The 25212-nt window shown below is 58.1% G+C and carries 23 protein-coding genes and 1 tRNA gene; 14 read left to right on the forward strand and 10 right to left on the reverse strand.

What is annotated here, in order from left to right; all coding sequences use genetic code 11:
• Position 1: 1 nt before the first annotated feature.
• Entirely contained in the window at positions 2-994 is a 993-nt protein-coding gene (locus EH31_RS07180; protein WP_034959412.1) for an asparaginase, read from the reverse strand.
• A complete protein-coding gene (locus EH31_RS07185) occupies positions 991-1362 on the reverse strand; it encodes a MerC domain-containing protein (RefSeq protein WP_081853278.1) in 372 nt (123 codons plus the stop codon). The genes EH31_RS07180 and EH31_RS07185 overlap by 4 nt, the downstream gene beginning before the upstream one ends.
• Before the next feature lie 202 nt (positions 1363-1564).
• Here EH31_RS07185 and EH31_RS07190 point away from each other — a divergent pair, with 202 nt between their 5' ends.
• From EH31_RS07190 to EH31_RS07205, 4 genes are all read left to right on the forward strand, one after another.
• Positions 1565-2206: an ABC transporter ATP-binding protein gene (locus EH31_RS07190; RefSeq protein WP_152553499.1), complete on the forward strand. Its 642-nt coding sequence runs from the start codon at positions 1565-1567 to the stop codon at positions 2204-2206.
• A complete protein-coding gene (locus EH31_RS07195; RefSeq protein ID WP_034959416.1) occupies positions 2203-3465 on the forward strand; it encodes an ABC transporter permease in 1263 nt (420 codons plus the stop codon). Before EH31_RS07190 ends, EH31_RS07195 begins: the two co-directional genes overlap by 4 nt.
• 2 nt (positions 3466-3467) lie before the next feature.
• Positions 3468-4076, forward strand: a complete 609-nt coding sequence (locus tag EH31_RS07200) for a DUF3299 domain-containing protein (RefSeq protein ID WP_051699044.1) — start codon at positions 3468-3470, stop codon at positions 4074-4076.
• 101 nt (positions 4077-4177) lie between these two features.
• Positions 4178-5554, forward strand: coding sequence for an alkaline phosphatase PhoX (locus EH31_RS07205; protein ID WP_034959417.1), 1377 nt, complete (start codon positions 4178-4180; stop codon positions 5552-5554).
• Between the two features lie 84 nt (positions 5555-5638).
• On the opposite strand, the gene EH31_RS07210 is transcribed toward EH31_RS07205, so the two are convergent.
• Positions 5639-6760 (reverse strand): iron-containing alcohol dehydrogenase, encoded by a 1122-nt coding sequence (locus EH31_RS07210; RefSeq protein ID WP_034959418.1) that lies wholly within the window; start codon positions 6758-6760, stop codon positions 5639-5641.
• A gap of 159 nt (positions 6761-6919) precedes the next feature.
• Between EH31_RS07210 and EH31_RS07215 the strand changes: the two genes are divergently transcribed.
• The 3 genes from EH31_RS07215 (at position 6920) to EH31_RS07225 (ending at position 10639) form a co-directional block, all read left to right on the forward strand.
• A complete protein-coding gene (locus tag EH31_RS07215; protein ID WP_034959419.1) occupies positions 6920-9088 on the forward strand; it encodes a S46 family peptidase in 2169 nt (722 codons plus the stop codon).
• A gap of 110 nt (positions 9089-9198) precedes the next feature.
• Positions 9199-9274: transfer RNA gene (locus EH31_RS07220), tRNA-Val, on the forward strand.
• 114 nt (positions 9275-9388) lie between these two features.
• Entirely contained in the window at positions 9389-10639 is a 1251-nt protein-coding gene (locus EH31_RS07225) for an FAD-dependent oxidoreductase (protein ID WP_034959420.1), read from the forward strand.
• Here the strand turns inward: EH31_RS07225 and EH31_RS07230 are convergent.
• Entirely contained in the window at positions 10591-11196 is a 606-nt protein-coding gene (locus EH31_RS07230; RefSeq protein ID WP_034959422.1) for a TlpA family protein disulfide reductase, read from the reverse strand. The genes EH31_RS07225 and EH31_RS07230 overlap by 49 nt on opposite strands.
• Positions 11197-11230: 34 nt before the next feature.
• On the opposite strand from EH31_RS07230, the gene argH reads away from it, so the two are divergent.
• From argH to EH31_RS07250, 4 genes are read left to right on the forward strand one after another with little or no spacing between them, the layout of a single operon-like run.
• On the forward strand, positions 11231-12607 hold the full coding sequence (gene argH, locus EH31_RS07235) for an argininosuccinate lyase (RefSeq protein WP_034959505.1): 1377 nt from the start codon (positions 11231-11233) through the stop codon (positions 12605-12607).
• The gene (locus EH31_RS07240) at positions 12607-12867 is read left to right on the forward strand and encodes a hypothetical protein (RefSeq protein WP_034959423.1); all 261 of its coding nucleotides are present in this window, start codon (positions 12607-12609) and stop codon (positions 12865-12867) included. The genes argH and EH31_RS07240 overlap by 1 nt, the downstream gene beginning before the upstream one ends.
• A 15-nt stretch (positions 12868-12882) precedes the next feature.
• A complete protein-coding gene (gene lysA, locus EH31_RS07245; RefSeq protein ID WP_034959424.1) occupies positions 12883-14142 on the forward strand; it encodes a diaminopimelate decarboxylase in 1260 nt (419 codons plus the stop codon).
• 10 nt (positions 14143-14152) lie between these two features.
• Positions 14153-14977 carry a precorrin-2 dehydrogenase/sirohydrochlorin ferrochelatase family protein gene (locus EH31_RS07250; RefSeq protein ID WP_034959426.1) on the forward strand — a complete coding sequence of 275 codons (825 nt, stop codon included), beginning with the start codon at positions 14153-14155 and terminating at the stop codon, positions 14975-14977.
• Positions 14978-15064: 87 nt separating this feature from the next.
• Here EH31_RS07250 and EH31_RS07255 read toward each other — a convergent pair whose 3' ends face one another.
• A complete protein-coding gene (locus tag EH31_RS07255) occupies positions 15065-16069 on the reverse strand; it encodes a helix-turn-helix domain-containing protein (protein WP_034959428.1) in 1005 nt (334 codons plus the stop codon).
• Between the two features lie 129 nt (positions 16070-16198).
• Here EH31_RS07255 and EH31_RS07260 point away from each other — a divergent pair, with 129 nt between their 5' ends.
• Together EH31_RS07260 and EH31_RS07265 are read left to right on the forward strand one after the other, a co-directional pair.
• The gene (locus EH31_RS07260) at positions 16199-16780 is read left to right on the forward strand and encodes an RNA polymerase sigma factor (RefSeq protein WP_034959429.1); all 582 of its coding nucleotides are present in this window, start codon (positions 16199-16201) and stop codon (positions 16778-16780) included.
• An 11-nt stretch (positions 16781-16791) separates the two neighbouring features.
• Positions 16792-17172 (forward strand): DUF6768 family protein, encoded by a 381-nt coding sequence (locus tag EH31_RS07265; RefSeq protein WP_034959430.1) that lies wholly within the window; start codon positions 16792-16794, stop codon positions 17170-17172.
• Here the strand turns inward: EH31_RS07265 and EH31_RS07270 are convergent.
• From EH31_RS07270 to EH31_RS16845, 3 genes are all read right to left on the reverse strand, one after another.
• Positions 17169-17759: a L,D-transpeptidase family protein gene (locus tag EH31_RS07270; RefSeq protein WP_034959431.1), complete on the reverse strand. Its 591-nt coding sequence runs from the start codon at positions 17757-17759 to the stop codon at positions 17169-17171. The genes EH31_RS07265 and EH31_RS07270 overlap by 4 nt on opposite strands.
• A gap of 91 nt (positions 17760-17850) precedes the next feature.
• Complete coding sequence (locus tag EH31_RS07275) at positions 17851-19140, reverse strand: adenylosuccinate synthase (RefSeq protein ID WP_034959432.1); 1290 nt, start codon at positions 19138-19140, stop codon at positions 17851-17853.
• Between the two features lie 105 nt (positions 19141-19245).
• On the reverse strand, positions 19246-20979 hold the full coding sequence (locus EH31_RS16845; RefSeq protein ID WP_152553500.1) for a hypothetical protein: 1734 nt from the start codon (positions 20977-20979) through the stop codon (positions 19246-19248).
• A 289-nt stretch (positions 20980-21268) separates the two neighbouring features.
• Here EH31_RS16845 and EH31_RS16850 point away from each other — a divergent pair, with 289 nt between their 5' ends.
• A complete protein-coding gene (locus EH31_RS16850; RefSeq protein WP_152553501.1) occupies positions 21269-22345 on the forward strand; it encodes an alpha/beta hydrolase in 1077 nt (358 codons plus the stop codon).
• Between the two features lie 27 nt (positions 22346-22372).
• Here EH31_RS16850 and EH31_RS07290 read toward each other — a convergent pair whose 3' ends face one another.
• Together EH31_RS07290 and serA are read right to left on the reverse strand one after the other, a co-directional pair.
• Entirely contained in the window at positions 22373-23503 is a 1131-nt protein-coding gene (locus EH31_RS07290) for an ATP phosphoribosyltransferase regulatory subunit (RefSeq protein ID WP_241765855.1), read from the reverse strand.
• Between the two features lie 77 nt (positions 23504-23580).
• Positions 23581-25164, reverse strand: a complete 1584-nt coding sequence (serA, locus tag EH31_RS07295; RefSeq protein ID WP_034959433.1) for a phosphoglycerate dehydrogenase — start codon at positions 25162-25164, stop codon at positions 23581-23583.
• Positions 25165-25212: the final 48 nt, after the last annotated feature.

Consider the following 25212-nt stretch of genomic DNA (forward strand, 5'->3'; position numbering starts at 1 on the left):
TTTATCCGCGGTCAAACGCCGCTTGAATATCGCCTGCATCGCTGACCCCATTCGCGATCAGCACCATCAGCAAAATGCGCGCTTTGGCTGGACCAAGGGCGCGGGCTGCGATGAAGCCATAGGCTTCGTCATCCACCTCAACATTGCGGTCGACCAGCCCCTCGTCCACGCGGGACGAACGCACCACAGGCACACCGTCTTTTACCGCCCGCGATAGCGCATCGAGCACGCAACGCGGCGCATTGCCCTGCCCCATTCCGGCAAGCACAATTCCCTTGCACCCGATACCAAGCAGCGCATTCACGCAGCTTTCATCCATGCCCGCCCCTGCGTGGAGAATGGCAACGCGGGGAAGCTCCCCCGGCCAATCAAAACGTGCAGGCTCGCCGGTCCGTGTCGCACCGCCAAACCAATCAAGGCTTGAGGGCGTAACCCTTGCGATGGGACCGCGCGGATAGCCTTTGAACGCGTCAATATTCGAGGTTGCCGATTTGCGCACATCCTTAGCCGCAAACACCATATCGCCCATGACGAGCAGAGGGCCCCGCCCGCTTGCCTCCGGGTCACTGGCTACCCGGACCGCATTGGCAAAATTGCGCATCCCATCGGCCCCGACCGCCCCTGCTGGCCGCATCGCGCCGACCAAAACCACGGGCTTTCGCGCTGCCAATGTCAGGTCGAGCAGATAGGCGGTCTCTTCGGCGGTATCGGTGCCATGGGTTACTAGGATACCGTCAATTTCCGGATCGTTTTGGGCAGCGCTGATTTCCTTGTGGAGCGCGTCCCACACCTCCCAGCCCATATCCTGTGAACCGATTTGCGCGATAGGTTTAGCGACAAGCTCAGCCTCAAGGCCCAGCATCGCCACATCGCCCAGCATCGACTCAAGGCTAAGCTCGCCTGCGCAATAGGAGCCGCCCGTTGCGCTTGCTGTGCTGCCGGCGATTGTCCCACCTGTGCCAAGAACCAGAAGTGTCGGAGTCTGCTCGCTCAACGCCCCTGCACCATGCGGCGGATATGGGCAAATGCCACCAGAAGGCCACCGATAACCGTGAGGATCGTCTCGCTAGAGCCGAGTTCCTCTGCAAAAAGCCCTGCGATCAGGAAAGAGATGCCTAGCCCTGCTGGAACCACGAAACCCGGCGTGCGCGCCAAGACATCGCGGAACGGAACGCTTGCTGAAATAATCGCGGCAAGGCCAGCAAACAGCCAATGAAGCCAGACCGCATCCGAAATGACCGCAAGAAAGGGCATCACGCCTGCCAACAAAGGCACAGCGAGGCAATGCACGATGCAAAGGGCGCTGAGCGCGGTAGCGGCGCGGTCGCTTTTTACTGCAAGCTCCATGATATGATGTATCATCCAATAGCGAAGAGCTGCTCACTATGAGGCAAGTGGGCGGGCGTCAATCGCTATTGCTTCTCCCTTGGAGGAACGCCGCACGAAATGCCAGTCATAAGCCCAGCTGTGATCGGTGCACGGGTAACGGAAGGCGCGTTGCAAATTGTCTGTTTCCACCTATTGTCTGGGTCGCCCCACGCGCACTTTCCCACCCCGCGCCAGAATGGACCATCTAACGATGCAATTGGACGTGAGAAATGTCTGCCTGACGTATGGCGATACTCCAATTCTAAACGATACAAGCTTCACTCTTGAGCCGGGTGAACACGCGCTGTTGCTAGGGGCGTCGGGGTCAGGCAAATCAAGCCTTCTCAACATCATCTGCGGATTGCAAACTCCGCTGAGCGGCAGTGTAAGCTTGGGCGGTGAGCCAGTCGGTGATGCTGTACGCAAGGCCCATATGGGGGTCATTTTTCAGACTTTGCGCCTTGTCTCTGCGCTCAATGTCCGGGCCAATCTGATGCTTGCGCAAAAGCTCGCCAATGGGTCGCCTGATGGCGCAAAGGTTGATGCGACGCTGGACCAATTGGGCATTGCGCACCGCGCAAGTGCGCGGCCCTTTGAACTGAGCCAGGGGGAGGCGCAGCGCGCAGCCATTGCGCGGGCTCTGGTCGTATCGCCCAAGCTCTTGATCGCAGATGAGCCCACCTCGGCGCTTGATAAAGGCAACACACGCATAGTCGCAAAGATGTTGATCGATGCAGCCCGCAACGCTGGCGCGAGCCTTTTGGTTGCCACCCATGATGATCGGCTAGCCTCCCATTTTGCGCGCACTTTGACGCTTCAGGACGGGAAAGTGACATGATCTCGCTCGCCCTTGCATACTTGCGTGACCGCCCGCTCACGACCGCTTTGAATGTCCTTTTGCTTGCAATTTCGGTCGCGATGCTGGTCTTGTTGTTGCAATTTGGCGAGCAAGCGCGCGAGCGGCTGGAGCGCGATGCACAAGGGATCGATCTTGTGGTGGGCGCAAAAGGATCGCCCCTGCAGCTGATCTTATCAAGCATCTTCCATGTCGACCAACCGACCGGCAACATCCCCTATGAAAGCCTTGAGACGCTGCGCAACAATCCGGCGATTGCGCGGGTTGTGCCGCTGGCGCTGGGCGATAATTTCCGCGGATTTCGGATAGTCGGAACCGATGCAACATTTGCACAAAGCTACGGGCTCGAACTGGCTGAGGGCGAGCAATTTGGCGGCCCCATGCAGGCTGTGATCGGGTCAAAAGTGGCCGAAGAAACGGGCGCACAGCTTGGCCAGAAATTCATCGGCAACCACGGTTTTGCAAGCGAAGAAAGCCAAGGCCACGACCACGCTCCGTTTGAAACGGTTGGCATTCTGGCGCCAAGCGGGACGGTGGCTGATCGCCTGATCCTTACCTCAGTTGAAAGCGTATGGGATGTGCATGGGATCGAACATGACCACCTTGAGGAAGGCCATGAGGGGCACGAAGACCATGACCATGACCATGACCGCGCAGATATGCCAAAGGCCGCTCAGCCGCAGATGCCCAGCCTTCAGCCCGACCTCACCGCTCTTCTCGTCACCTATCGCAATGCCTCAGCCGCAATCCGCGTACCGGCCATGATCGATCGCCAGACCGAAATGCAAGCGGCTGTTCCCGCGATTGAAACAGCCCGGCTCCTTGAACTGCTCGGCGCAAGTCTAGACGGCATCCGCGTCTTTGCATGGATGTTGGCGGCCACCGGCGGGCTCGCCATATTCGTTGCGCTTCTCAACATGGCGCGCGGGCGCGAAGGGGATCTGGCGCTTTTACGGGTCATGGGAGCCTCCCCTGTTCAGGTCTTTGCAACGGTCATTCTGGAAGGGGTGATTACAGCTACCCTTGGCGCTGTCCTTGGATGGATCGGCGCACATGGCCTTATCGCTATTGCGCGCAGCCAGTTTGCGACTTTGGCAGATTTGGGCCTTGCCGCATGGGCTCCGGTTTCCGGTGAGGTTTTGCTCATTGTGGCTGTCATTGCTATTGGCGCGGTGGCGGCCTTGATACCAGCGATGCGGGTCTACAAAATAGACCCTGCCCGCGTGTTAGCGAGACATTGAGAATGACCAACTTCAAGTTCTTCACAAAAGTGGCGTGGCGAGTGGCCGCCCTTTCGGCGTTTGCTCTTGTCGGCGTGCAAATCTACCTCGGCGTCTCTGGTGGACCTGAAACCGAGGAAATCTCCGTTTCAATCATCAATAAAGCGCGCGCCCAAAACACCGGTGCCTCGCGTTCTGGCGCGCCTGACCCCAAGGTTGGCGCGTCGATTGACGATATCTGGAAGCCTGCTGCAACGCCGCCGGGGGGCACCTCATGGGCGCTTTTAGAGGCGGCCAAGGAAGTCACACGCACCGATGAAAACGGCTTTACTATATCCTATCCGCTCTTCACCAAGCAGCAGCGCGACCTTGAAGGCAAGCGGATCAAGGTATCGGGCTGGATGGACCCGCTTCAGGTCGGCTCGCAGCAAAAGCGGTTTGTGCTGCTCGGCTATCCGCCCGGATGCCCGTTCCACTTTCACGCAGCCCCCATGCAGTTCATCGAAGTCATGGCCAGCACTCCATTCAAAACCGACCGCACCAATGTGATCACCGTCAGCGGGGTGCTGGAGCTCACCGGCTATGATGAAAGCGGCGTTTTCTATCGCTTGTGGGATGCACGGCCAGCCTAAAATGGCAACTCAAACTCAGCGCGCAAATTGTCGTGCAATTGTCTTCATCCGATACCATATTGGATGCGTACCTCAGGGCTCCAAACAGGGATGATCCAAACATGTCACAAACGCTGATCGCAAACAGCATTTCAAACGGCAGCAATCGTCGCCAATTCCTTGCCGCCACCAGCAGCGCTTTTGCAGCGCTTGTGGCAAGCGGGTGCTCCACCCGTGGAACGGGGCTTGCCTCGGCGATCGGCGCGGGGGCCTCATCTTTTGCTGGCTACGGTCCGCTTGTGAAAGACCCTGCCGGGATGCTCGATCTGCCCGAAGGGTTTTCTTACCGCGTCCTCTCCAGCCTTGGCGATGCGATGAGCGATGGCGGCACTGTTCCTGACAAGGCCGACGGCATGGGCTGTCTCGATATCGGAAATGGCGAAATCGTGCTTGTACGCAACCATGAATTGATCCCCAGCGATGATGCAGGCGGACCAATCGCCAAAGGCTTTGGCACGCGCAATGGCGAGATCGTGCCGGGCGGTACGACCAATATCGTGCTCGATGCGGAAACTCTCGAAGTGAAACGTCAGTTCCGCACGCTTGGCGGGACGATCCGCAATTGTTCTGGCGGGGTGACACCGTGGGGCAGCTGGCTGACCTGTGAAGAGGCGCCCACTGGCCCGGGACAACGCTATGGCGATGGCCTTGCGGTCAACCATGGCTGGACTTTTGAAGTCCCCGGCAATGCGACCGGCCTTGTCGATCCCGTTCCCCTTCGCGCCATGGGCCGCTTTAACCACGAAGCGGCCTGCGTGGACCCTGAAACGGGCTATGTCTATCAAACCGAAGACCGCGATGAGAGCGTCTTTTATCGCTTCGTCCCCAATGTTCCCGGCAAGCTTTCGCAGGGCGGCAAATTACAGGCGATGGTGATCGAAAACGGTCCTGCCGACACACGCAATTGGTCTGCTTCGACCATGCCTTTGGGTGAAAGCTTTGCTGTTCGCTGGATAGACTTGGACGATGTGGAATCGCCCAAGGATGATCTGCGCATCCGTGCAGCAGCAGCCGGCGCAGCGGTCATCGCGCGCGGCGAAGGCGTCCATATGGGCGATGGCGAGCTTTACATCTGCTCGACCAGCGGCGGGGCCAAGGGTCTTGGCCAAATCTTCCGCTTTGTCCCCGGCCAAGGCGCCGCTCCTGATCGCTTTGAGCTGTTCTTCGAAAGCGAGAGCAAAGAGCAGTTCAACTATGGCGACAATCTGTGTGTTGCGCCAAACGGTCACCTTGTAGTGTGCGAAGACCAATACACAGAGATCGTCGACAATTATTTGCGCGGGATCACGCCTGATGGCCGCCCCTATGACCTGGGACGCCTGACCATGCAAACAGAGCTTGCTGGCGCGTGTTTTTCACCTGATGGCAAGACGATGTTCGTGAACGCCTATGCGCCAACGCGCACGGTGGCGATAACTGGGCCTTGGGTGAACGCCTAAGCCCTGCATCGAGGCGTTCTCACTGGCCTCTTATATAGAGGCGTTCTTGCTGGCCTCTTATATAGAGGCGCCCTTGCTGGCCTCCTACATGGAGGCTCTAATCATCGCCTCAAAGTCTTCGGCGCTCGCCTTGCGCGGGTTTCCACGTGCGGCGAGGTCTTTGAGCGAATATTCGACCATTTCGGCGATGTCGCTCTCGACAATGCCCATTTCGGCCAAACCGCTCGGGATACCGATTTGTGCGTTAAGGTCTGCGATTGCCTGAGCAATATCTGCGCCCGGTTCCAGCCCCATGGCTTGGCGAAGGCGCACATATTTCTCCTCGCATACGCTTTCATTAAAGCGCAGCACTTCGGGCAGGAACACAGCGTTCAGCGTGCCATGATGCGGGTTGAGGCGCCGGATACGGCCCGCCGCATGGCTCATCGCGTGAACCGCGCCCAGCCCTTTGACGAAGGCAAACGCACCCTCGGTTGAGCACATCATCATATGCCAGCGCGCATCCCGGTCCGACCCGTCTTTCACAGCGCGCGGCAGATATTGCATCCCGCGCCACAGGCCATCCAAAGCAACCCCTTCGGCAGGCGGATTGACGTTTGGCGTAAGGAACGCCTCGATACAGTGGGTGATCGCATCCATTCCGGTTGCTGCCGTCATCATGGCGGGCAGGCCCATGGTGAGCTCTGGATCGCAAATCGCGGCCTTGGGGATGAAATGCGGGCTGGCAAAAGTCATCTTGCGCCCGTCTTCAAGGATAATCACAAAGCCAACCGATACCTCGCTGCCCGTGCCAGAGGTCGTCGGCACGGCGATCAGCGGGGTCATACCCTTGATATTGCGCGCACCCCCTTGGAGCGGGTCATATTGTTCGAGAGGACCGCCACTTGCCGCAAGCAGGCCCACAGCCTTGCCAAGGTCCATCGAAGAACCACCACCAAGCGCGATGATCCCATCGCAGCCCGCTGCTTTATATTGAGCGAGCGCTTTCTTCACCGCCTCTTCGGTCGGGTTACCGGGAGTTTCATCAAACACCGGCGCATCCACGCCCATGGCTGCCAAAACCTTTTCGACGATCCCAACTTTCACAAGACCTGCATCGGTTGCAATGAATGGTTTTGTGATCCCGGCGTTTTTCATTTCCTTGGGCAAAAGCTCAAGCGCGCCAAAATCAAACTGGGTCGTCGTCAGATATGTGAGTGTGGCCATGGCCTTGTAAAATCCCTCTCTTTTGTCGCGCTCAGGTTTGAGGGTTCAAGCAGCACTTGGCAACCGGGTTTTTGTGATTTGAGGCAAGGGATTTGCAACTCGTATGGTTTGGGATTAGCACCGGCGCAACGCAACTATGTTCCCAGATGAGGAAACTTCATGAAAGCCACCAAACTTTTGTCATTGGGCCTGCTTTTGAGCAGTGCGCTTGCCATTCCGGCCTCGGCCAAAGAGGGTATGTTCACCCCTGAACAGCTCCCCGACATCGCAGAGCAACTTAAAGAGGCAGGCCTTGAGCTTGACCCGGCTGACCTCACCGATCTCACCGGATTTCCCATGGGCGCGGTGGTTTCGCTTGGCGGATGCTCGGCAAGCTTTGTCTCGCCAGAAGGCCTCGTGGTCACCAACCACCACTGCGCGCGCGGATCGGTGCAGTTCAACTCGACAGCGGAAAACAATTACCTCGAAAACGGCTTTCTTGCAGGCACCAAAGGCGATGAGCTTCCCGCAGCGCCCGGCAGCCGGATTTATGTCACCACAGAGCTGACCGATGTAACGGACCGCGTCCGCGAAGGCACGCTGGAGATGGGCGCGACCGAGCGCTACGAAGCGATTGACCAGCGCCGCAAGGACATCACCGCAGAATGCGAAGCCGAAGCCGGTTTCCGCTGCCTTGTCGCAAGCTTTTATGGCGGGGCGCAATACACCCTCATCAAACGCCTCGAAGTACGCGATGTGCGCCTTGTTTACGCGCCCGCTGATTCCATCGGCAAATATGGCGGCGACATCGACAACTGGCAGTGGCCACGCCACACCGGCGACTTCGCGTTTTACCGCGCCTATGTCGCGCCAGACGGCTCGGCTGCTGATTTTAGCGAAGACAACATCCCCTACGCGCCAGAGCACCACCTTAAGGTAAATGCTGCTGGCCTTGATGATGGCGATTTTGTGATGGTTGCAGGCTATCCCGGCTCAACCAATCGCTACACCCTTTTGGCAGAGGTAGAGAACACCTTTGGCTGGACCTACCCGACGTTCCAGACGCTTTTGACGCAGTGGATTGAAACGATTGAAGAGGCTGCGCCGGACGGTTCGGACGCGCGTGTCAAATATGAAAGCCGCCTTGCTGGCCTCAACAATTACGAAAAGAACCTGCGTGGCCAAATCGACGGGGCGCGCCGGGTTGGATTGGTTGAGCGCCGCCGTGAACGAGAGGCAGGGCTGGCTGAGTGGATACGAGAAGATAAAGCGCGCGGAGATTATCAACCAGCGATCAGGGAACTGGCTGAGCTCAGCGTCGAGACCGCCACGGCCTCGCGCACCAATTTCTGGTACAACAACGCGACGCGCCCTCAGCTGCTGGGGGTGGCGCAACGCCTGCTGCGTCTGGCGCATGAACGCGAGCTTCCCAATGCCCAGCGCGAATCCGGTTATCAGGAACGCGACATGACCTTCTTTCGTCAGGGGCTGCAAGCGCTCGACCGGCGGTATGATGCCGAAGTCGACAAGGCGGAATGGGTGCTGTTCCTGACCGGTTATCTTGCACAGCCCGCCGCAGAACGCGTCGCCGTGTTCGACGAAGCTTTGGGTCTGACGGCTGAGACCACCGCCGACGACCTGCCCGCCATCCTTAACGGCTTTTACGACGGCACCACTCTTGGCGACAGCGAGACGCGCCTTGCGATGATGGAGGCCGATGCCGCCACGATCGAGGCAAGCGAAGACCCCTTCGTGAAGCTTGCGGTTGCACTGTACGAGTATGAGCGCGCTCTTGAGGATGAAGCCGAAGAACGTGCCGGACGCGCGCTTGCGCTTCGCCCTCAATACATGGAGGCAATCACCGCGTGGCAGCGCGAGGAAGGCGCACTGCCTTACCCCGATGCAAACTCCACCCTTCGCATCACCTTTGGCAATGTGATGGGCGGCTCGCCCTTTGACGGGATGGCCTACCTGCCCTTCACCACTCTGGAAGGCATCACGCAGAAAGACACCGGCGAAGAGCCGTTCAATTCGCCGCAAAGCCAATTGGATCTGATTGCAGCCAAGGATTACGGCTCATACGCGCTTGAATCCATCGGTTCGGTTCCTGTGAACTTCATGTCTGATCTGGACGTGACCGGCGGGAACAGCGGCTCGGCGACCCTTAACGCGCAAGGCGAGCTTGTGGGCCTGTTGTTCGATGGCACGTTCGAAAGCGTCAATTCCGACTGGGACTTTGACCCGCGCACCACGCGTTCGATCCATGTCGACTCGCGCTATATGCTGTGGGTGATGGAGAAGGTCGATGGCGCCCAAAACCTGATCGATGAAATGGATGTGGTGCGTTAAAAAGCACCCGTTCCATAAAAACCATCGAAACTGGTCTTGACCGGAGCGCGGCTTCGCCTTAGTGGGCGCGCTCCGATCAGCAAAAAGCTGGTTTTCGGAAACACTGGTTGGGGCGATTAGCTCAGTTGGTAGAGCATCTCGTTTACACCGAGAGGGTCGGCAGTTCGAGCCTGTCATCGCCCACCAGTTTTCGCAAAGTCGCCGGCTCACCCTAAACGGGGTGAACCCGGGCGGACCCTTCAACAACATTGCACAAATTCGCACTTGGCGCGGGCTTAGTCATGCGTCATGCCGTGTGCCATGGACAGCTATTCCATTGCTATCGCCGGATGCGGGCCTGCGGGTCTTGCTGCTTCCATTCTTCTGGATGCACAAGGTCACGATGTCACCATCTACGACCAGTTTGATGAACCGGGCCCGGTCGGCTCTGGCCTGATGATCCAGCCAAGCGGGCTGTCGGTGCTGGACCAATTGGGCTTGGCCAAAGAAACTCTTAAACGCGGTGCTCGGGTGGACGGGCTTCTCGGGCTCGAAGAACACGGCAAGGCGGTGCTCGATGCGCCCTACTCCAAGCTCGGCGTTGCCGGTGCCTTTGGCATAGGCATCCACAGGTCCAGCCTGTTTGGCATTCTCTACGAAGAAGCGCTCGCCAAGGGCATAAGGATCGAAACCGGCCACGCTGTTACCGGCAGCACGCTTACGAAAGAAGGCCGCGCTCTCACCTTTGATACGCGCGAGCCAACGAAGCCACACGACCTGATCGTTGATGCCAGCGGCAGACAAAGCGTTTTTGATACAAGCCCTCCCGGTCATCTGGAGTTCGGTGCAATCTGGGCAAGCCTTCCCACATCAAGCGATGATCCTTTTGCAGGAAACCTGCTCGAACAACGCTATCGCCGCGCGGCGCAAATGGTGGGGGTGCTTCCTATCGGAACCCGCAAAGGAGCATCTCAGGAAGAGGTCGCCTTCTTCTGGTCGCTCAAACGCTCGGACTTTGCCGCTTGGCAGGATGCGCCTTTGGAGGATTGGAAAGAGGATGTGTGCAAACTCTGGCCAGAGGCCGACGTGCTGCTCGACCGGATCACGGCGCGCGATCAACTGACCTTCGCCAGCTATTCGCACCGGACCCAAAACCCGCCCATAAGGGAGCGGATGATCGCGATCGGCGATGCGTGGCATTCGGCCAGCCCGCAATTGGGACAAGGCGCGAATATGGCGCTGCTGGATGCCTGGGGATTGGCGCGCGGATCTGAGCACGGCCGCACGCTTTCGGAAAAGCTGCGCCACGCGGTGTCATGGCGGCATGACCATGTGTGGCTCTATCAATGGGTGACGAAGCTGTTCACGCCGCTCTATCAATCGGACACAAGCTGGCACCCGATGCTGCGCGACCGGTTGATGGCGCCCTTGTCGCAAATCTGGCCGATTTCAAAAATTCAGGCGCAATTGATGAGCGGGCTCTTCGGATTTCCCCTCGCCCCGCTTGGCCTCAGCGTACCCGATTATGAAGCGCTTTCATCTGAGCCAGAGTCGAGGGCCTCGCGCACCTGAGCAATCGCTTCCTCGCTGTCCCATTCATAGCCTCCGGCAACGCGCAAAAGTTCTTTGCCCTCTGCATCGAACAGGACCGTTACAGGTAGTAACCCGCCATCGCTAAACGCCACAGCAAGATCGTTTTGCGGGTCAAGCCATTGTTCAAGATAGCGAAAATCGCGCTGCGCGAAGAATGGCACCACCACTTCTGCGCCGCGATTGTCTTGGCTGATGGTTAGAACCTTGACCTCGCCCTCCATCTCGGCGGCCAGCTGATCAAGCGCAGGCATCTCCACCACGCAGGGCACGCACCACGTCGCCCACAGGTTCACCAGAACCGGCGTGCCCAGTTCGCCAAGGTTGATCGTGTTGCCTTCCGGATCGCTGAATTCAAGCGCGGGAAGTTCAGTCCCGGCAAAAGCGCGCACAATCTGACCCGGCAATTGGGGCGGAGGCGGCGGAGCGGCGTTTTCACCTGAAGAAGCAGCGCTTTCTTGCGCAGGCGTCTCTGCCCCACTATCGCAAGACGCCAGAGCCACAGCAGCCAAACCAATAAGAGCAATTGAGCGGATCATGAGCGTTTCCAATAATAGCACCCAATCCAATACCATGTGGGGCGGGCGGTTCGCTGATGGACCTAGCGCGATTATGCGCGAAATCAATGCCTCGATCCCGTTCGACAAGGCTCTGTGGCGTCAGGATATCGCCGCATCCAAGGCCCATGTCGCGATGCTGGCGGCGCAGAAAATCGTCACCGCTGAAGACGCGCGGACCATTTCCGAAGGGCTCGACCAGGTTGCTGGCGAATACGAAGCCAACGGAGTTCCCGAAGACTGGGACCTTGAAGACATCCATATGACGACGGAAAGTCGGCTTGCAGAATTGATCGGCCCGGTTGCAGGGCGCCTGCACACAGCGCGCAGCCGCAATGACCAGGTTGCGACCGATTTCAAGCTGTGGGTGCGCGATGCGATTGACCGCGCGGATGATGGGCTCAAGGCTCTCCAAATCGCTTTGGTGACGCGAGCGGATGAGAATGCAGCGTCGATCATGCCGGGCTTTACGCACCTTCAAACCGCCCAGCCCGTGACGCTCGGCCATCACCTCATGGCCTATTACGAAATGACCGCGCGCGACCGGGACCGCTTTGCCGATGCGCGGCGGCGCTTGGCGCTGTGTCCCTTGGGGAGCGCAGCTTTGGCGGGGACAGGTTTTCCAATCGACCGCGATATGACGGCTGAGGCGCTGGGTTTTGACGGGCCCACCCACAACAGCCTTGATGCTGTATCGGATCGCGACTTTGCGCTCGATTATCTGATGGCGGCCAGCCAATGCTCGCTGCACATGTCGCGTTTGGCCGAGGAGCTCATCATATGGGCGAGCCAACCTTATGGCTTTGTGCGGATGCCCGATACGCTGTCCACCGGCAGCTCGATCATGCCGCAAAAGAAGAACCCGGACGCCGCCGAACTGGTGCGGGGGCACGCGGGGCGGATCGTGGGCTGTGTCACATCGCTGATGATTTCGATGAAGGGCCTGCCGCTCGCCTATTCCAAGGATATGCAGAACGACAAGCCGCCTGTTTTCGAAGCCGCTGGCCTGCTTGATCTGTGCATCGCGGCAATGACCGGTATGGTGGCCGACAGCACTTTCAACACAGATCGGATGCGAGAAGCAGCAGAGCTTGGTTACGCCACCGCGACCGATCTTGCCGATTGGTTGGTGGTGCAAGCCGACATCCCTTTCCGCGAGGCGCACCATATCACCGGCGCGGCTGTCAAACTGGCCGAGACGCGCGGTGTCGCTTTGGACGCCCTGCCGCTGGCCGACCTCAAAGCGATTGATGAACGGATCGAAGAAAGCGTATTTGCCGCCCTTTCGGTCGATGCATCGGTGGCTGCGCGATCAAGCTATGGCGGAACCGCGCCGAACCAAGTACGTTCACAGGTGAAGCGGGCTCGAAAAGAGCTTGGAATGGAGGGCTGATGGCCAATCTACTCAAACCGGTTTTGATCGTGAGCCTTGCCATTAGCGTCTCTGGCGCGCTTGCCGCTTGCGGTGCGCGCGCGCCGTTGGAACCGCTTGCCAGCAATGAGCTGCCGCCTGTCCCCTATGGAGAGGCCGAGGGCCCCGATGCAGAGCAATTGCTTGAGCTTCCTACCCTTGCCGCGCCAGAGCGCAGCGTAGAACTACGCCGCCGTTCGGAAGAGCGCGAAGACGATCCCTTCGACCTTCCCCCAGATTAAAGACCCCTCAGATCCATGGACCATTTTGCGATTAAAAACGGCGTTATGCACGCCGAAGACGTCCCTTTGCCGCGTATTGCGGAAGAAGTGGGGACACCTGTTTATGTCTATTCCAGAGCCACACTGGAGCGGCACGCCCGCGTCTTTCGCGAGGCATTAGACGATGTACCGGACAAGCTGATCGCCTTTGCGGTCAAGGCCAATCCCAACCTTTCAGTCCTCAAAGTGTTGCAGCGTCAGGGATATGGCGCGGATGTTGTATCGGTCGGCGAAATGCGCCGGGCCTTGGCCGCTGGCATGGCTCCTGAGAACATCGTGTTCTCGGGCGTTGGCAAAACCCGCGCTGAGCTGATCGCCGCGCTTGAAGCGGGCATCGGGCAGTTCAATATCGAGAGCGAAGAGGAAGGCGTCGAGCTTGCCGAAGTCGCCCGCGAGATGGGGAAGGAGGCGCGCTGTACGCTGCGCATCAACCCGGACGTGGATGCGGGCACACATGACAAAATCTCTACCGGTAAAGCCGACAACAAATTCGGCGTTCCCATCAGCGAGGCAGGCCAGATTTTTGGCAAACTAGCCGGCGAACAGGGCGTCAATTTGCGCGGCGTGGCCGTTCACATCGGCAGCCAGCTTGCCGACCTTGCCCCGCTTGAAAACGCATTTACCAAATTGGGTGAGCTTGTGGCGGCTCTTCGCGGGGCGGGCCACACGATCACCCATGTCGATTTGGGCGGCGGGCTTGGCGTGCCGTACAAGCAAGGCGAAGAGCTCCCCAGCCCTGCCGAATATGGCAAGATGGTTGCGAGGCTGACCCAGGATTGGGGTGTAAAACTCATCTTTGAACCGGGCCGTGTGATCGCTGGCAATGCAGGCGTGCTGCTTACACGAGTGGTGCGGGTAAAGCGCGGGATCAAAGACCCGTTTGTTATCGTCGATGCCGCCATGAACGACCTTGCGCGCCCCGCCCTATATGGTGCCTATCACGACTTTACAGCGGTGGAGCCATCGGGCGCGGATATGACCGCCAATATCGTTGGACCCATCTGTGAGACAGGCGATACCTTTGCAATGGGGCGCCTATGCGACAAGCTTGTGGCGGGCGATCTGGCGGTGTTCCGCACGGCAGGCGCTTACGGTGCGACCATGGCGTCGTCCTACAACTCGCGCGGTTTTGTAGCCGAGGTTCTGGTCGACGGGGATAAGTTTGCGGTTGTCGCCGACCGGATCGATGCAAGCTCTATCATGGACGCAGAGCGCGTTCCTGAATGGCTCGACTAGAACGCCGACGATGAGCGAGCTTGCCAGCCTTCCCCTGTTCCACAACATCAAAGGCCAAAGCGTCCTTGTTCTTGGCGACGGGGATGCGGCGGAGCCCAAAAGGCGGCTGGTCGAACGCGCTGGCGGGATCATCGAAGACGATCAGCAGCGTGCCATTGATGAAGGCGTGCGAATTGCCTTTGTCGCCTATGAGGACGCAAAGGCGTGCGAAGTCGCCGCGATCAATCTTCGCTGTGCAGGCATGATCGTAAATGTCGTGGACCGCCCGGACCTGTGCGATTTTACCACGCCGAGCATCCTTGACCGCAATCCGGTATTGATCGCGGTGGGCACTGGCGGGGCGTCCGCCGGGCTCGCGAAACATGTGCGCCTTAGGCTTGAGCGGATTTTACCTCAAAGCCTTGGCGAGCTTGCAAAACGGCTTTTTGCGGCTCGGCCAATGATACGCAAAGCATACCCCGATGGGACAAGCCGGCGCCGGGCGATTGATGAGGCTCTGCGAGAAGGCGGAGCGCTGGATGCGCTTGAGGCTAAATCGGCGCAAGCGGTCGAGGAGTGGGCGCAAGGCGCTGCCAGAACCCCGCAAAGCTTCGGTGGGCGCAATGAAGCTTTCGTGGTGACAAGCAGTGATCCAGAAGACCTAACGCTTAGACAGGCCCGTTTGCTGGGCGAAGCAGACGCAGTGTGCGCCGCTCGCGATGTCGCTCCAGAAATTCTCGCCCGCGCAAGAGCGGACGCGGTGCGTATCACGTGCGAAAAAGGCCCAGAGTGTCTGGGGAATAGCTGCCCCTTTGCTGATCAAAGCGGGCTAACAGTGGTGCTGCGCAGCGCATAATTGAACCCTGAGAGGGGCAATCCGGTTGGTGTGAGCCCTCCGGTTGGGGATAAGAGAGCTCACACCGGTAACAGATTGATATCGTCTTCAAGCTGCCTGAAGCATCGGCATTTCTACTTCTGCAAAGTACCGGGCCATGGCTTGGCGTGATTGATCAGACAGGCCGATAAAGGCGCGCCGTTTGTCATTTTGGTCGGCCACACGCTGAAACACGCCGCAATCAACCAATTGCTTGATCCAGCGAAGTGCTGTTGTTGCAGGGACCATCGCAGCAATACACAGGCTGGTAACGGAAACGCGCTGATTTTCGCCTTCTGCAGCGGTCAGATCAAGGAGCATATCCCAGGCAGGATCTGCAAACAGCTCGCCTTCGAAGAATTTCGCGCGCGCCTGACGCCTTGCGATCAGAGCCCGCACGGCCCCAGGATCAGGCAAGCGAGGGTATCCCGCCTCTGAACTCGCAATCGAATTCCGCAGCGGATTGGCCTCTGGTCCGCGAAAGTCCCGTTTGAAGTCAGAAAGCTTGGCACCAGAAGAAGGTGCCGACTGACCACGCGGGCCCGAAAGCTTATCAAGCTCTTGCGCAATCGCATCCACCTGGCGCGAGAGATAAAGCAGGCCGAGCCTGTCCTCTTCGGTCATTTCTCGGACCCGGGCATTGCCGCTGCGCATCAACGTTCGCCCCACAGCAATCACACGCTCAGCGCGGCTGGAATCGACAAGTATTTGCGGCTTGGACTGGTCAAGCGCGCTAAAGACACAGTCGAGCGCTTCTAACGAGGTCGAGACGATCAATTCTCCTCCTGTTTCAGCGATGCGCATATCGAGCTTTACGAGTGCAGCGAGTGTGCCACCACCCACGGATAGGCAATCCACAATAACCACATCACCGAGAAGCGGAGCCGTGCCGTCAAGCAAATCGGACAAACCGCCCGCATCAATCGTCCTGAAACCTGCGCCCGATAAATCTTCTTCGATTTCTCGGCGCATATTTGCACGGTCAGCATAAATAGCGACGCGGGCAGGCAAGCCCGATGCATCTTGAGCGGTGTCATAAGAAAAATCTTCGGTCGCTGTATCTGTGTCGAGCATCGACTCACCCCCTTGTTGGAATGGAACACGATTAGAACAAATAGAGATCAAGTCAAGATTTTCGTCTATGCGCCAGTTTTTTCACGCAAAGTTTGAACAATTTGAGCGCTTCGGGCGACTACATAGGTGATGACCAAATCAATGCCTTCGTCCAGAACTCGCCGACCCGGCGAGCAGCCATCATCCGCTGCGCTTTATGACGAGTGGCTTGTGATGATGGCCAAAGGCGGTGAGGCGAGTGCTGCGCAAAGATTGTACCAACGTTGGAACCCGCGACTTGCCCGCGCAGCGCGGCGTTATGGCATGGCGGATGAAGAGGCACGCGATCTGGCACAGGAGTGCTGGCTGGCGATTTTCAAGGGGCTTAACCGGCTGCGCGATCCCAAGCAGTTTCGCGCTTATGCCTTTGCCGTGCTCCATCGGCGTGGCTCTGATCACTTGCGCAAATCTCTTCGAGAACGAGACGCGCTTGCCGAACACTCGCGGGAGCAAGATGCGCCTGTTCCCGAGAATTTGAGCGAACGCGCGGCCATTGCCCAGGCTTTTAAAGCCTTGCCTGCGGACCAACGGCTCGCGGCGCATTTGCATTTTGTCGAAGGCCTTACCTTGCGCGAAATTGCGCAGGTTCAAGGCGTCCCCGACGGCACGGCTAAAAGCCGGATATTCAACGCCCGGCGCAAGCTCAAAGCAGCGCTTGGCCCAAACAGATAAAGGAGAAGACGATGGCTCAGATTGATGAGAAAATCACCGAAGCGCTGGACGAGGACGATTATGCGTTCTTGACCAGCCTTGATGCTGATCGCGGTATGTTTCAGCAGATTGGCGACACTTGGAAAGGGCCGCTTGGCGGGTGGGCAAAGCTCTTGTTTGGCTTCACTTTCGTGCTTGGCATGGGGCTGTTGTATGCTTTTTATCAGGTCGCCCATACGCGCCACCCGGTTGAACACACCTTGTGGGCGATCCTTGCGCTAACGCTGATCGTGCTGATGGGTTTTGCCAAGGAATGGATGTTTGCGCGTATGAATATGCTCACCATCCTGCGCGAGATAAAGCGCCTTCAGGTGCAAGTGGCGCTGCTCTCAGATGAAAAGAAAGGCGATTAGGGCCGGATTTCGATGGGTGTGCCGTCGGGCACAATCCGCCATAGCTCTTCGATTTCGTCATTGGAGAGCGCGATGCACCCATCCGTCCAGTCGCCGCGCATGCGCCCACGTTGCAGACCATTGGGCTGTCCGTGAATGAAGATATCGCCTCCAGGGGATCGGCCATATTGCGACGCAAAGGCACGGTCAGCCTCATTGGGGTATGAGATACGAAGCGAGAGATAAAATGAACTTTGGGGATTGCGCCAATCGATCCGGTAAACGCCTTCGGGCGTGCGCTCATCGCCTTGGAAACGTTTATGGCCCATGGGCGCATCGCCGAACTGAAGGCCACGGTAGGCGCGGATAGGTTTGCCATTTTCATAGGCAACCAGCATTCGCTCTGATTTATCGACCACCAGATAGTCGGCAATTGGGTCAAAGCTCGATTGGTTGCGGCGCTCGATAGAGCGGGTGGCGGGCGTGCGCGACGGGGATGATGCGGGGCCTTGCGAATAGGCGCCAAGATCGCCTGCGCCTTTACCCGGATTTTGGCCGGCGCACGCAGCGAGCAGCAAGGTCAATGCAAGGACGACAAAGCGAAACATGGGAGACAGATTAACCGCCTGCGCCCTTCCCTGCAATTGGGGCTGTTACCGCATGTCCCAAGCAAGGACTCATTTAACAGGTTGCCTGCCCTTAATCGACGAATGGATCGCGCATCAGGATGGTGTCGTCGCGCTCCGGGCTGGTGGAGACGAGTGCAACCGGACATTCGATCAGCTCTTGCACGCGCTGAATATACTTGATCGCATTTGCCGGCAGATCAGCATAAGAGCGCGCACCGACGGTGCTCTCAGACCAGCCTTCCATCTCTTCATAGATCGGCTCAACAGCGGCCTGATCGGCGGAATGGGTGGGCAGATAGTCATAGACATTGCCGTGCAAGCGATAGCCGGTGCAGATTTTGACCGTTTCCAATCCATCGAGAACATCGATCTTTGTCAATGCGATGCCCGTGACACCAGAGATTGAGCAAGTTTGCCGCACCAATACCGCATCGAACCAGCCAACGCGGCGCTGACGCCCGGTAACGGTGCCAAATTCGTGGCCCCTTTCGCCAATGCCTTGGCCCACTTCATCATCAAGCTCGGTCGGGAAAGGCCCGCTGCCGACGCGGGTGGTGTAGGCCTTTACAATGCCCAGCACGAAGCCGGTGGAATTGGGACCAAGCCCGCTTCCCGACGCTGCCGTACCGCTCACTGTGTTGGAACTGGTGACGAAGGGATAGGTGCCGTGATCGACATCAAGCAGAACGCCTTGTGCACCTTCAAACAGGATTTTCGCACCCGCCTTGCGCACTTTCTTCAGGCGCTTCCAAACAGGCTGTGCAAACCGAAGCACAAAGTCAGCAACATCGCGCAATTCTTCAAGCAGTTTTTCGCGGTCAACAGGCGGTTGGTCGAACCCTGCACGAAGCGCGTCGTGGTGCGCACACAGGCGGTCCAATTGTGGTTCAAGACTGTCGAGATGCGCGAGGTCACACACGCGGATTGCACGCCTTCCGACCTTGTCTTCATAAGCAGGGCCAATGCCGCGCCCGGTGGTGCCGATCTTGCCTTTGCCCGCTTGCGTTTCACGAAGGCCATCAAGGTCGCGGTGAAGCGGCAGGATCAGCGGGCAATTGTCAGCAACCGCAAGGTTGTCAGCGGTGATTTCAACGCCCTGGCTTTCCAGCTTGGCGATTTCATCGCGCAAGGCCCAAGGGTCGAGCACCACGCCATTTCCGATCATGCTCATCGTGCCTGAGACAATGCCCGATGGGAGGAGCGAGAGCTTATAGACCTCGCCGTCGATTACCAGGGTATGGCCGGCGTTGTGACCGCCTTGGAAACGGACGACAGCATCAGCACGGGACGCTAGCCAATCGACGATTTTGCCTTTGCCTTCATCGCCCCATTGGGCGCCAATCACGGTGACGTTGGCCATGCTGTTTCAAGCTTTCTGTGTCGGAGAAACGAGTCTGCTGTTGCGCGCGCGGGCGTAAGCGCTCGCGGCCTCAAGAGCAAGCGCGCATTCCCGGCCTGCCAACGCTTATTCGAAGAAAACCGCACCCTCTTCGCATACGTTTATCTGGCCCACTTCAATTTCGCGGTCGCTGGCCGTCACAGCGCGGAAATCAAACAGGCACGCAGCTGAGCCGTCGGTTACCTCAACATTCCATTGCTGATTGCGGGCAAGCGTGTTGTCAGCAAGCTTGTCCTCGCCCCAGCCAATGGTCGCCGAATTGGACCAATACAGGCTGACAAGCGCTTCCCCGGTATTATTGTGAAGCGAGACATTGCGGTTTGCCTGTGCGTCTGCACCAGGCAGCCCTTTGCGAAAGCCGATGATCTGGCCCGGGCGTGCAATGGGCGGTCTGGGCCGAATTGGCCCTGCGACATACGGACCGTCCTGCTTGCCGGCGGCTGTGCCCGCACCTTCTTTACCAAATGCAATGGTGAGCGTGTTTCCGCTCTCCCCAAGATTGCTGACGCTGATTTGGTAGTCCTTGCATTGCCCTTCGGGATCGATGGTGAATTCGGTTGCATCTGTAAGGTCGTAATCTGAGTGCACCGAACTGCCTGCGCCGTCTGTCACATCGAAATCGAGATCGGTGCCACCACCGCCGCGCGCGGTGACTTTGGTCTTCCCGCAAATCTGAAGTGCGACTTTTGTCGCTGCATTGGCCCCTATCAGATATTCGCCCTCACCAATTTCGCCGGTACGGGTCGCCGGATCGATGAGCGCGACCTCAAACACATTTTCGGTAACGCCAATGTTGCTGACTGCGAGGCTGTATGTCTCGCACTCGCTCGGCGCCTCCAATGTCTTGAAAGTTACGTCGGACAGATCGACATCGTTAAGGATTTCGTCGCCGCCACTATCCGACAGGGCAAAATCAAGATCGCTCGCCCCGTTACCGCGCACCTCTAGCCGCTGAACGCCGCACACGGGCAGATCGAGAACAAAGCGGGTGTTTGGGGCGGCGGTGTATTCACCCGGCCCGCTGGTTTGCGCTTCGATGGTGGCAAGGTCACCGCCTTCGTCGCCGCCGGTTGCAGTTGTTGCCGTAAGCGTAGTGGTGGGAGCGGTCCCTGAAAACTGCGTCGGGGTATAGCCCTTAGGCTCAACCACCAACATCATCGCATTGTAAACAGAGCCAAGATTGGTGACTTCGATCTCAAATGTCTCGCAATCTGAAAGGAGCCCGGCAAGCTCGGCACTGGTTTCATCGCTGGTGCCATCATCTTCGTGCACGATCCCGCCATCGGAATTGCGGATGATAAAATCGAGATCGGTGTCCCCGTCGCCTCTCACGCTGACCTTTGCAGATGTGCCGCAGGCTTTGAAGCTGTGCGTCTCGGTAGTCTCGCCTTGGATGAGGTATTTCTTGACCCTGGTTGAACCCTCAAGCACCGGGGTAAGGACAACGGTCACGTCGTTCTTTTCTTCGCCAAGATTGGAGACGTAAAGATTGAACTGCGCGCATTCATCGCTGCTATTTTCAAGAACAAGGCTGATGTAATCGTCGATCCCGGTATCTGACAAAAGCACATCGCCATCCGGTCCGGTGACCTCAAAATCAAGATCCGTGCCGGTGTCTCCGCGCACCGCAAGCTGGCTTTCGGCGGAACACACATCAAGGCTGATCTGAAGGCGCTCAGAGGGCTCGACCGGATATTCATCAACAGCCGCAAAAGCAGGGCTGGCAGCAAGAGCAAGAACGGCGGCTGGACCTGTAACCGAGCCTGAAAAGGCCATAAGAGTTGCTCGAAGAGAGATCATAGACGCCGCCTTACACGTAAATTTTTCCAACGATCCCAGCGTATAGGGTTTCACTGCTGAATAACAGCTTGATCGCTATTGCGTGGTCAAGCGTAAGTTCGAAAAGCCCCCTGATTACGCCGGAATGCGACACTGCGTTAACAACTGATACAAATTGCGACCCGCAAGGTGCAAAGCTTGCGTTAAAAGCAGTGCCGCGCCTTTGGCCGCATTGACAAACCGTTTCGGTATCACAGCCTTGATCGCATGCAGAGCAATCATCCGGCGTATTATTTTTCGGGAGTTCGAAATGACCAGACCTTCGATTTCAAAAGGGGTAAAGCTCCTTGGCCGGACCGTGACCGCAAGCTTGATCGCGGGTCTTGTGGCGACCCCAATTCTTGCCGAACGCCAAGATCGCATGCCGCGCGAATGTCGCCAGGAAATTCGCAAGCTTTGCGGTAATGATCGCGGCCAGATGCGCGAGTGTTTGAGGCAACGCGCAAGCGAGCTTTCGGAAAAATGCAGCGGAGAGCTTCGCAGCCGGGTATCGCAACGACGCAACGGCGAAGCCACTTCGCAAACCGCTGAAAACACTCAAAACCGGTATCGCAATGCGCGCCTTGCGGCAGGCTCAATTCTCTATGGCCAAAGCCAGAGGCAACAAGTGGACATCTATTCTCCCCAAGACGCGGTCGATGACTTGCCCGTCATCCTGTTTGTGCACGGCGGCGGCTGGTCGATGGGCGACAAGAGAAATGTTGAATCAAAGCCCGCCCATTTCACCAGTGCTGGCTATATATTTGCGTCCACCGGTTACAGGCTTGTGCCAAACGTGACAGTCGAAGATCAGGCCAAGGACGTCGGCGCCGCGGTTCAAGCATTGGTTGGCCAGGCCAGCGCAATCGGCGTTGATCCTAACCGTGTGGTCCTGATGGGCCATAGCGCAGGCGCTCACCTTGCAGCGCTTGTGGCCGCTGACCCGAAATATGCAGGCGATGCCTTTGCCGCGATCAAGGGCGTTATCCTGTTGGATGGTGCAGGATATGATGTGGCGCAGTCAATGGAGGCCGCTGAACCCAGCCGATGGCAGATGTACAACGCCGCCTTTGGCAATGACCCTGAACGCCAAGCGGCGCTCTCGCCTTTGACCCATGTCGGCGGGCAAGACGCGCCGCATTGGCTTGCGCTGTATGTCGAAGACCGCACCGCATCGCGCGATCAATCACAAGCGCTCGTTAATGCACTTGTCGAAGCAGGATCATCTGCAAGCGCGGTGCCCATCGCTGATACCAATCACAGCCGGATGAAACGGGAATTGGGAACACCAGAAGGCGCCGCACAAACCGAGGCGGTCGATGCGTTTCTGGAGATGGTCTTTAACTAAGGCGCGGCAAATTCACCGAGCGCCGCCTCACAATTCGGTAGGCTTCCCGAATTCCAATGTGTGCGTGCAACCCAGCGCTTTGGGATCGTCGTTGTCGCTCAACTGCGCTTTGGTCCGCCACCCTTCGCTGCGCAAACGGGTGGCAATCGCCGCATCATAGCCAAACGGCAAAAATACCATCGGTTCGATTTCAGGCTGAGGCGCGATTCGCGCAAGCGCGTCGAGATAGAGCGTAAAGCCGGTCGCCGGTTCCCCGCTCCCACCGATTTTATACGTGCCGCCCCTGCCAATCGCGCCGTGGAGTCCCTCCGCATAAAGGGTAAAGCCAAACCAGCTTTGATATTCAAATCCGTGGCGCTCTGTTGGGTCAAGGGTCACGCGGGCGCGATCGCCAATGCGCGTCGCAATCGCGGCAAGGCCATCAAGCCGCGTGGTGAGCGCCCCTTCGCTGTCATATTCGCGCAATTGGGACAAAGCCTTGTCGATTGGCCCGGTCGCGTAAAGCAGCGGGAGGAACGCCTCGCCGCCAACCGCTTTGAGGCCGCCTGCATCTTTGGTGTCAAGTTCGCGCCTGATGGCATCGGTGGCGTCTTCATCAAGCGCGGCATTGCCGCCTGCCAAGGTCTGGACCAGATCGGGCATAGTGAAATCTACCGAGATTCCGGTGATACCAGCCTCCTTGAGCGCAGCGATTGCGGTCATCGCGCTTTCCGCTGCTGCCTCGACCGTATCTGCGCCGATCAACTCTGCGCCCAATTGCAAACGCTCGCGCGCAGGGTTGAGCTGGCTTGCCTTGATAAGCGCGGTGTCTCCGCAATAGGCAAGGCGAAGCGGGCGCGCTGCGTCTTTCATGCTGGTTGCAGCAATGCGCCCGATTTGCGGGGTGATGTCGCTACGAAGAGCCAGCGTGCGCAGGCTCACCGGATCAATCATCCGGAACATTTTGCGCGTTTTAACGCCCCCTGTCTCACCGGCCATCCGGCTAGCCAAAGAGCTTTCAAACTCAAGCAAAGGCGGGCGTACACGGTCATAGCCGTGGGCATTGAGCGCATCCAGACAGGCGCGCATCGCTGTCGTGATACGAGCAGCGCCTTCAGGGAGGCGATCTTCGAGACCTTCAGGCAAGAGGTCGGTTTTACGGGTCATGGGCTCGGTCATAGGTGCGCCCCCTAGCCAATTCGTCACCCCAGCGCAAAGACTAGCAATGGCTGGGGTGACGAGAAATTATACTCGGCCTAAAAGGCCAAGCCCTTGACCATCTTCACGCCTTCAAGCGCTTCGGCCTCAGCGACAATCGCAGGATCAAGCGCTTCATCAAGGCTAAGCAGCAAAACGGCCTCACCCCCTGCATCGCGGCGGCCCAGGTTAAAGGTACCGATGTTGATACCGTGGTTACCCAGCATAGTCCCGATACGGCCAATAAAGCCCGGCTTGTCGTCGTTAACGATATAAAGCATGTGGCCTTTAAGCTCGGCCTCGATCCCGATGCCGAAAATCTCAACCAGACGCGGCGCTTCATTGCCAAACAAGGTACCCGCCACCGAGCGCGTGCCCTGATCGGTTTCGACCGAAACGCGGATAAGCGTGTTGAACGCGCCATCGCGGTTCTGGCGGATTTCGCTGACTTCAAGGCCCCGCTCTTTGGCAAGAAACGGCGCGTTGACCATGTTCACCGTGTCGGAATAACGGCGCATAAGGCCGGCCAGGACAGCGCCTGTAATCGGCTTGCCATTCAGTTCAGATGCCGCACCTTCGCGCTCAATGCTGATCTTGGTGAGGTTGCCGTGGGCAAGTTGGCCAACGAGCGAGCCTAGACCTTCAGCCAGAGCCATGTAGGGCTTGAGCTTGGGCGCTTCTTCCGCGCTCAGGCTTGGCATATTGAGAGCATTGGTGACGCCGCCATTGACGAGATAGTCGCTAAGCTGTTCGGCGACCTGAAGCGCAACATTGACCTGCGCCTCTGTTGTGGACGCCCCCAGGTGCGGGGTACAAATGAAGTTTGGCGCACCAAACAACGGATTGTCCTTGGCAGGCTCCTGAGCAAACACATCAAGAGCCGCGCCTGCGACATGGCCGCTTTCAAGACAATCCTTGAGCGCTGCTTCGTCGATCAAACCGCCGCGTGCACAGTTGATGATGCGGATCCCAGGACGTGCCCCTTCAAGGCGTTCCCGGCTCAAGATATTGCGGGTTTCATCGGTGAGCGGAGTGTGAAGCGACACGAAATCGGCGCGTTGCAGGAGTGTATCAAGGTCAACCTTCTCAACCCCAATTTCGATCGCGCGATCTTCGGTGAGGAAGGGATCGTAGGCGATAACCTTCATGCGAAGACCAATTGCACGGCTTGCTGCGATCGAACCGATATTGCCAGCTCCGATCAGACCAAAGGTCTTGCCGGTGACTTCAACGCCCATGAAGTCTTTCTTTGGCCATTGGCCAGCCTGAGTGCCGGTGTTTGCCGCCGGGATTTGACGGGCAAGCGCCATCATCAGGGCGATAGCGTGTTCAGCGGTGGTGATGGAGTTGCCAAACGGCGTGTTCATCACAACGACGCCTTTGCCGCTGGCGTATGGGATATCGACATTATCGACGCCGATACCTGCACGGCCAATCACTTTGAGATTGGTGGCCGCATCAAGGATTTCCCTGGTCACCGTGGTCGAGGAACGGATCGCAAGGCCGTGATATTCGCCGATGCGTGCTTTCAATTCTTCGGGCGTTTCGCCGGTGATTACGTCAACTTCGCAGCCACGCTCTTCGAAAATGCGCGCAGCGTTCGGGTCCATCTTGTCGGAAATGAGTACTTTTGGTTTGGTCATGATAACCTCATCGCTCCAGCGTCACGCTGGAATCTAAATTGGGAGAGG

Source organism: Erythrobacter longus, from assembly GCF_000715015.1.
Lineage (GTDB): Bacteria > Pseudomonadota > Alphaproteobacteria > Sphingomonadales > Sphingomonadaceae > Erythrobacter > Erythrobacter longus.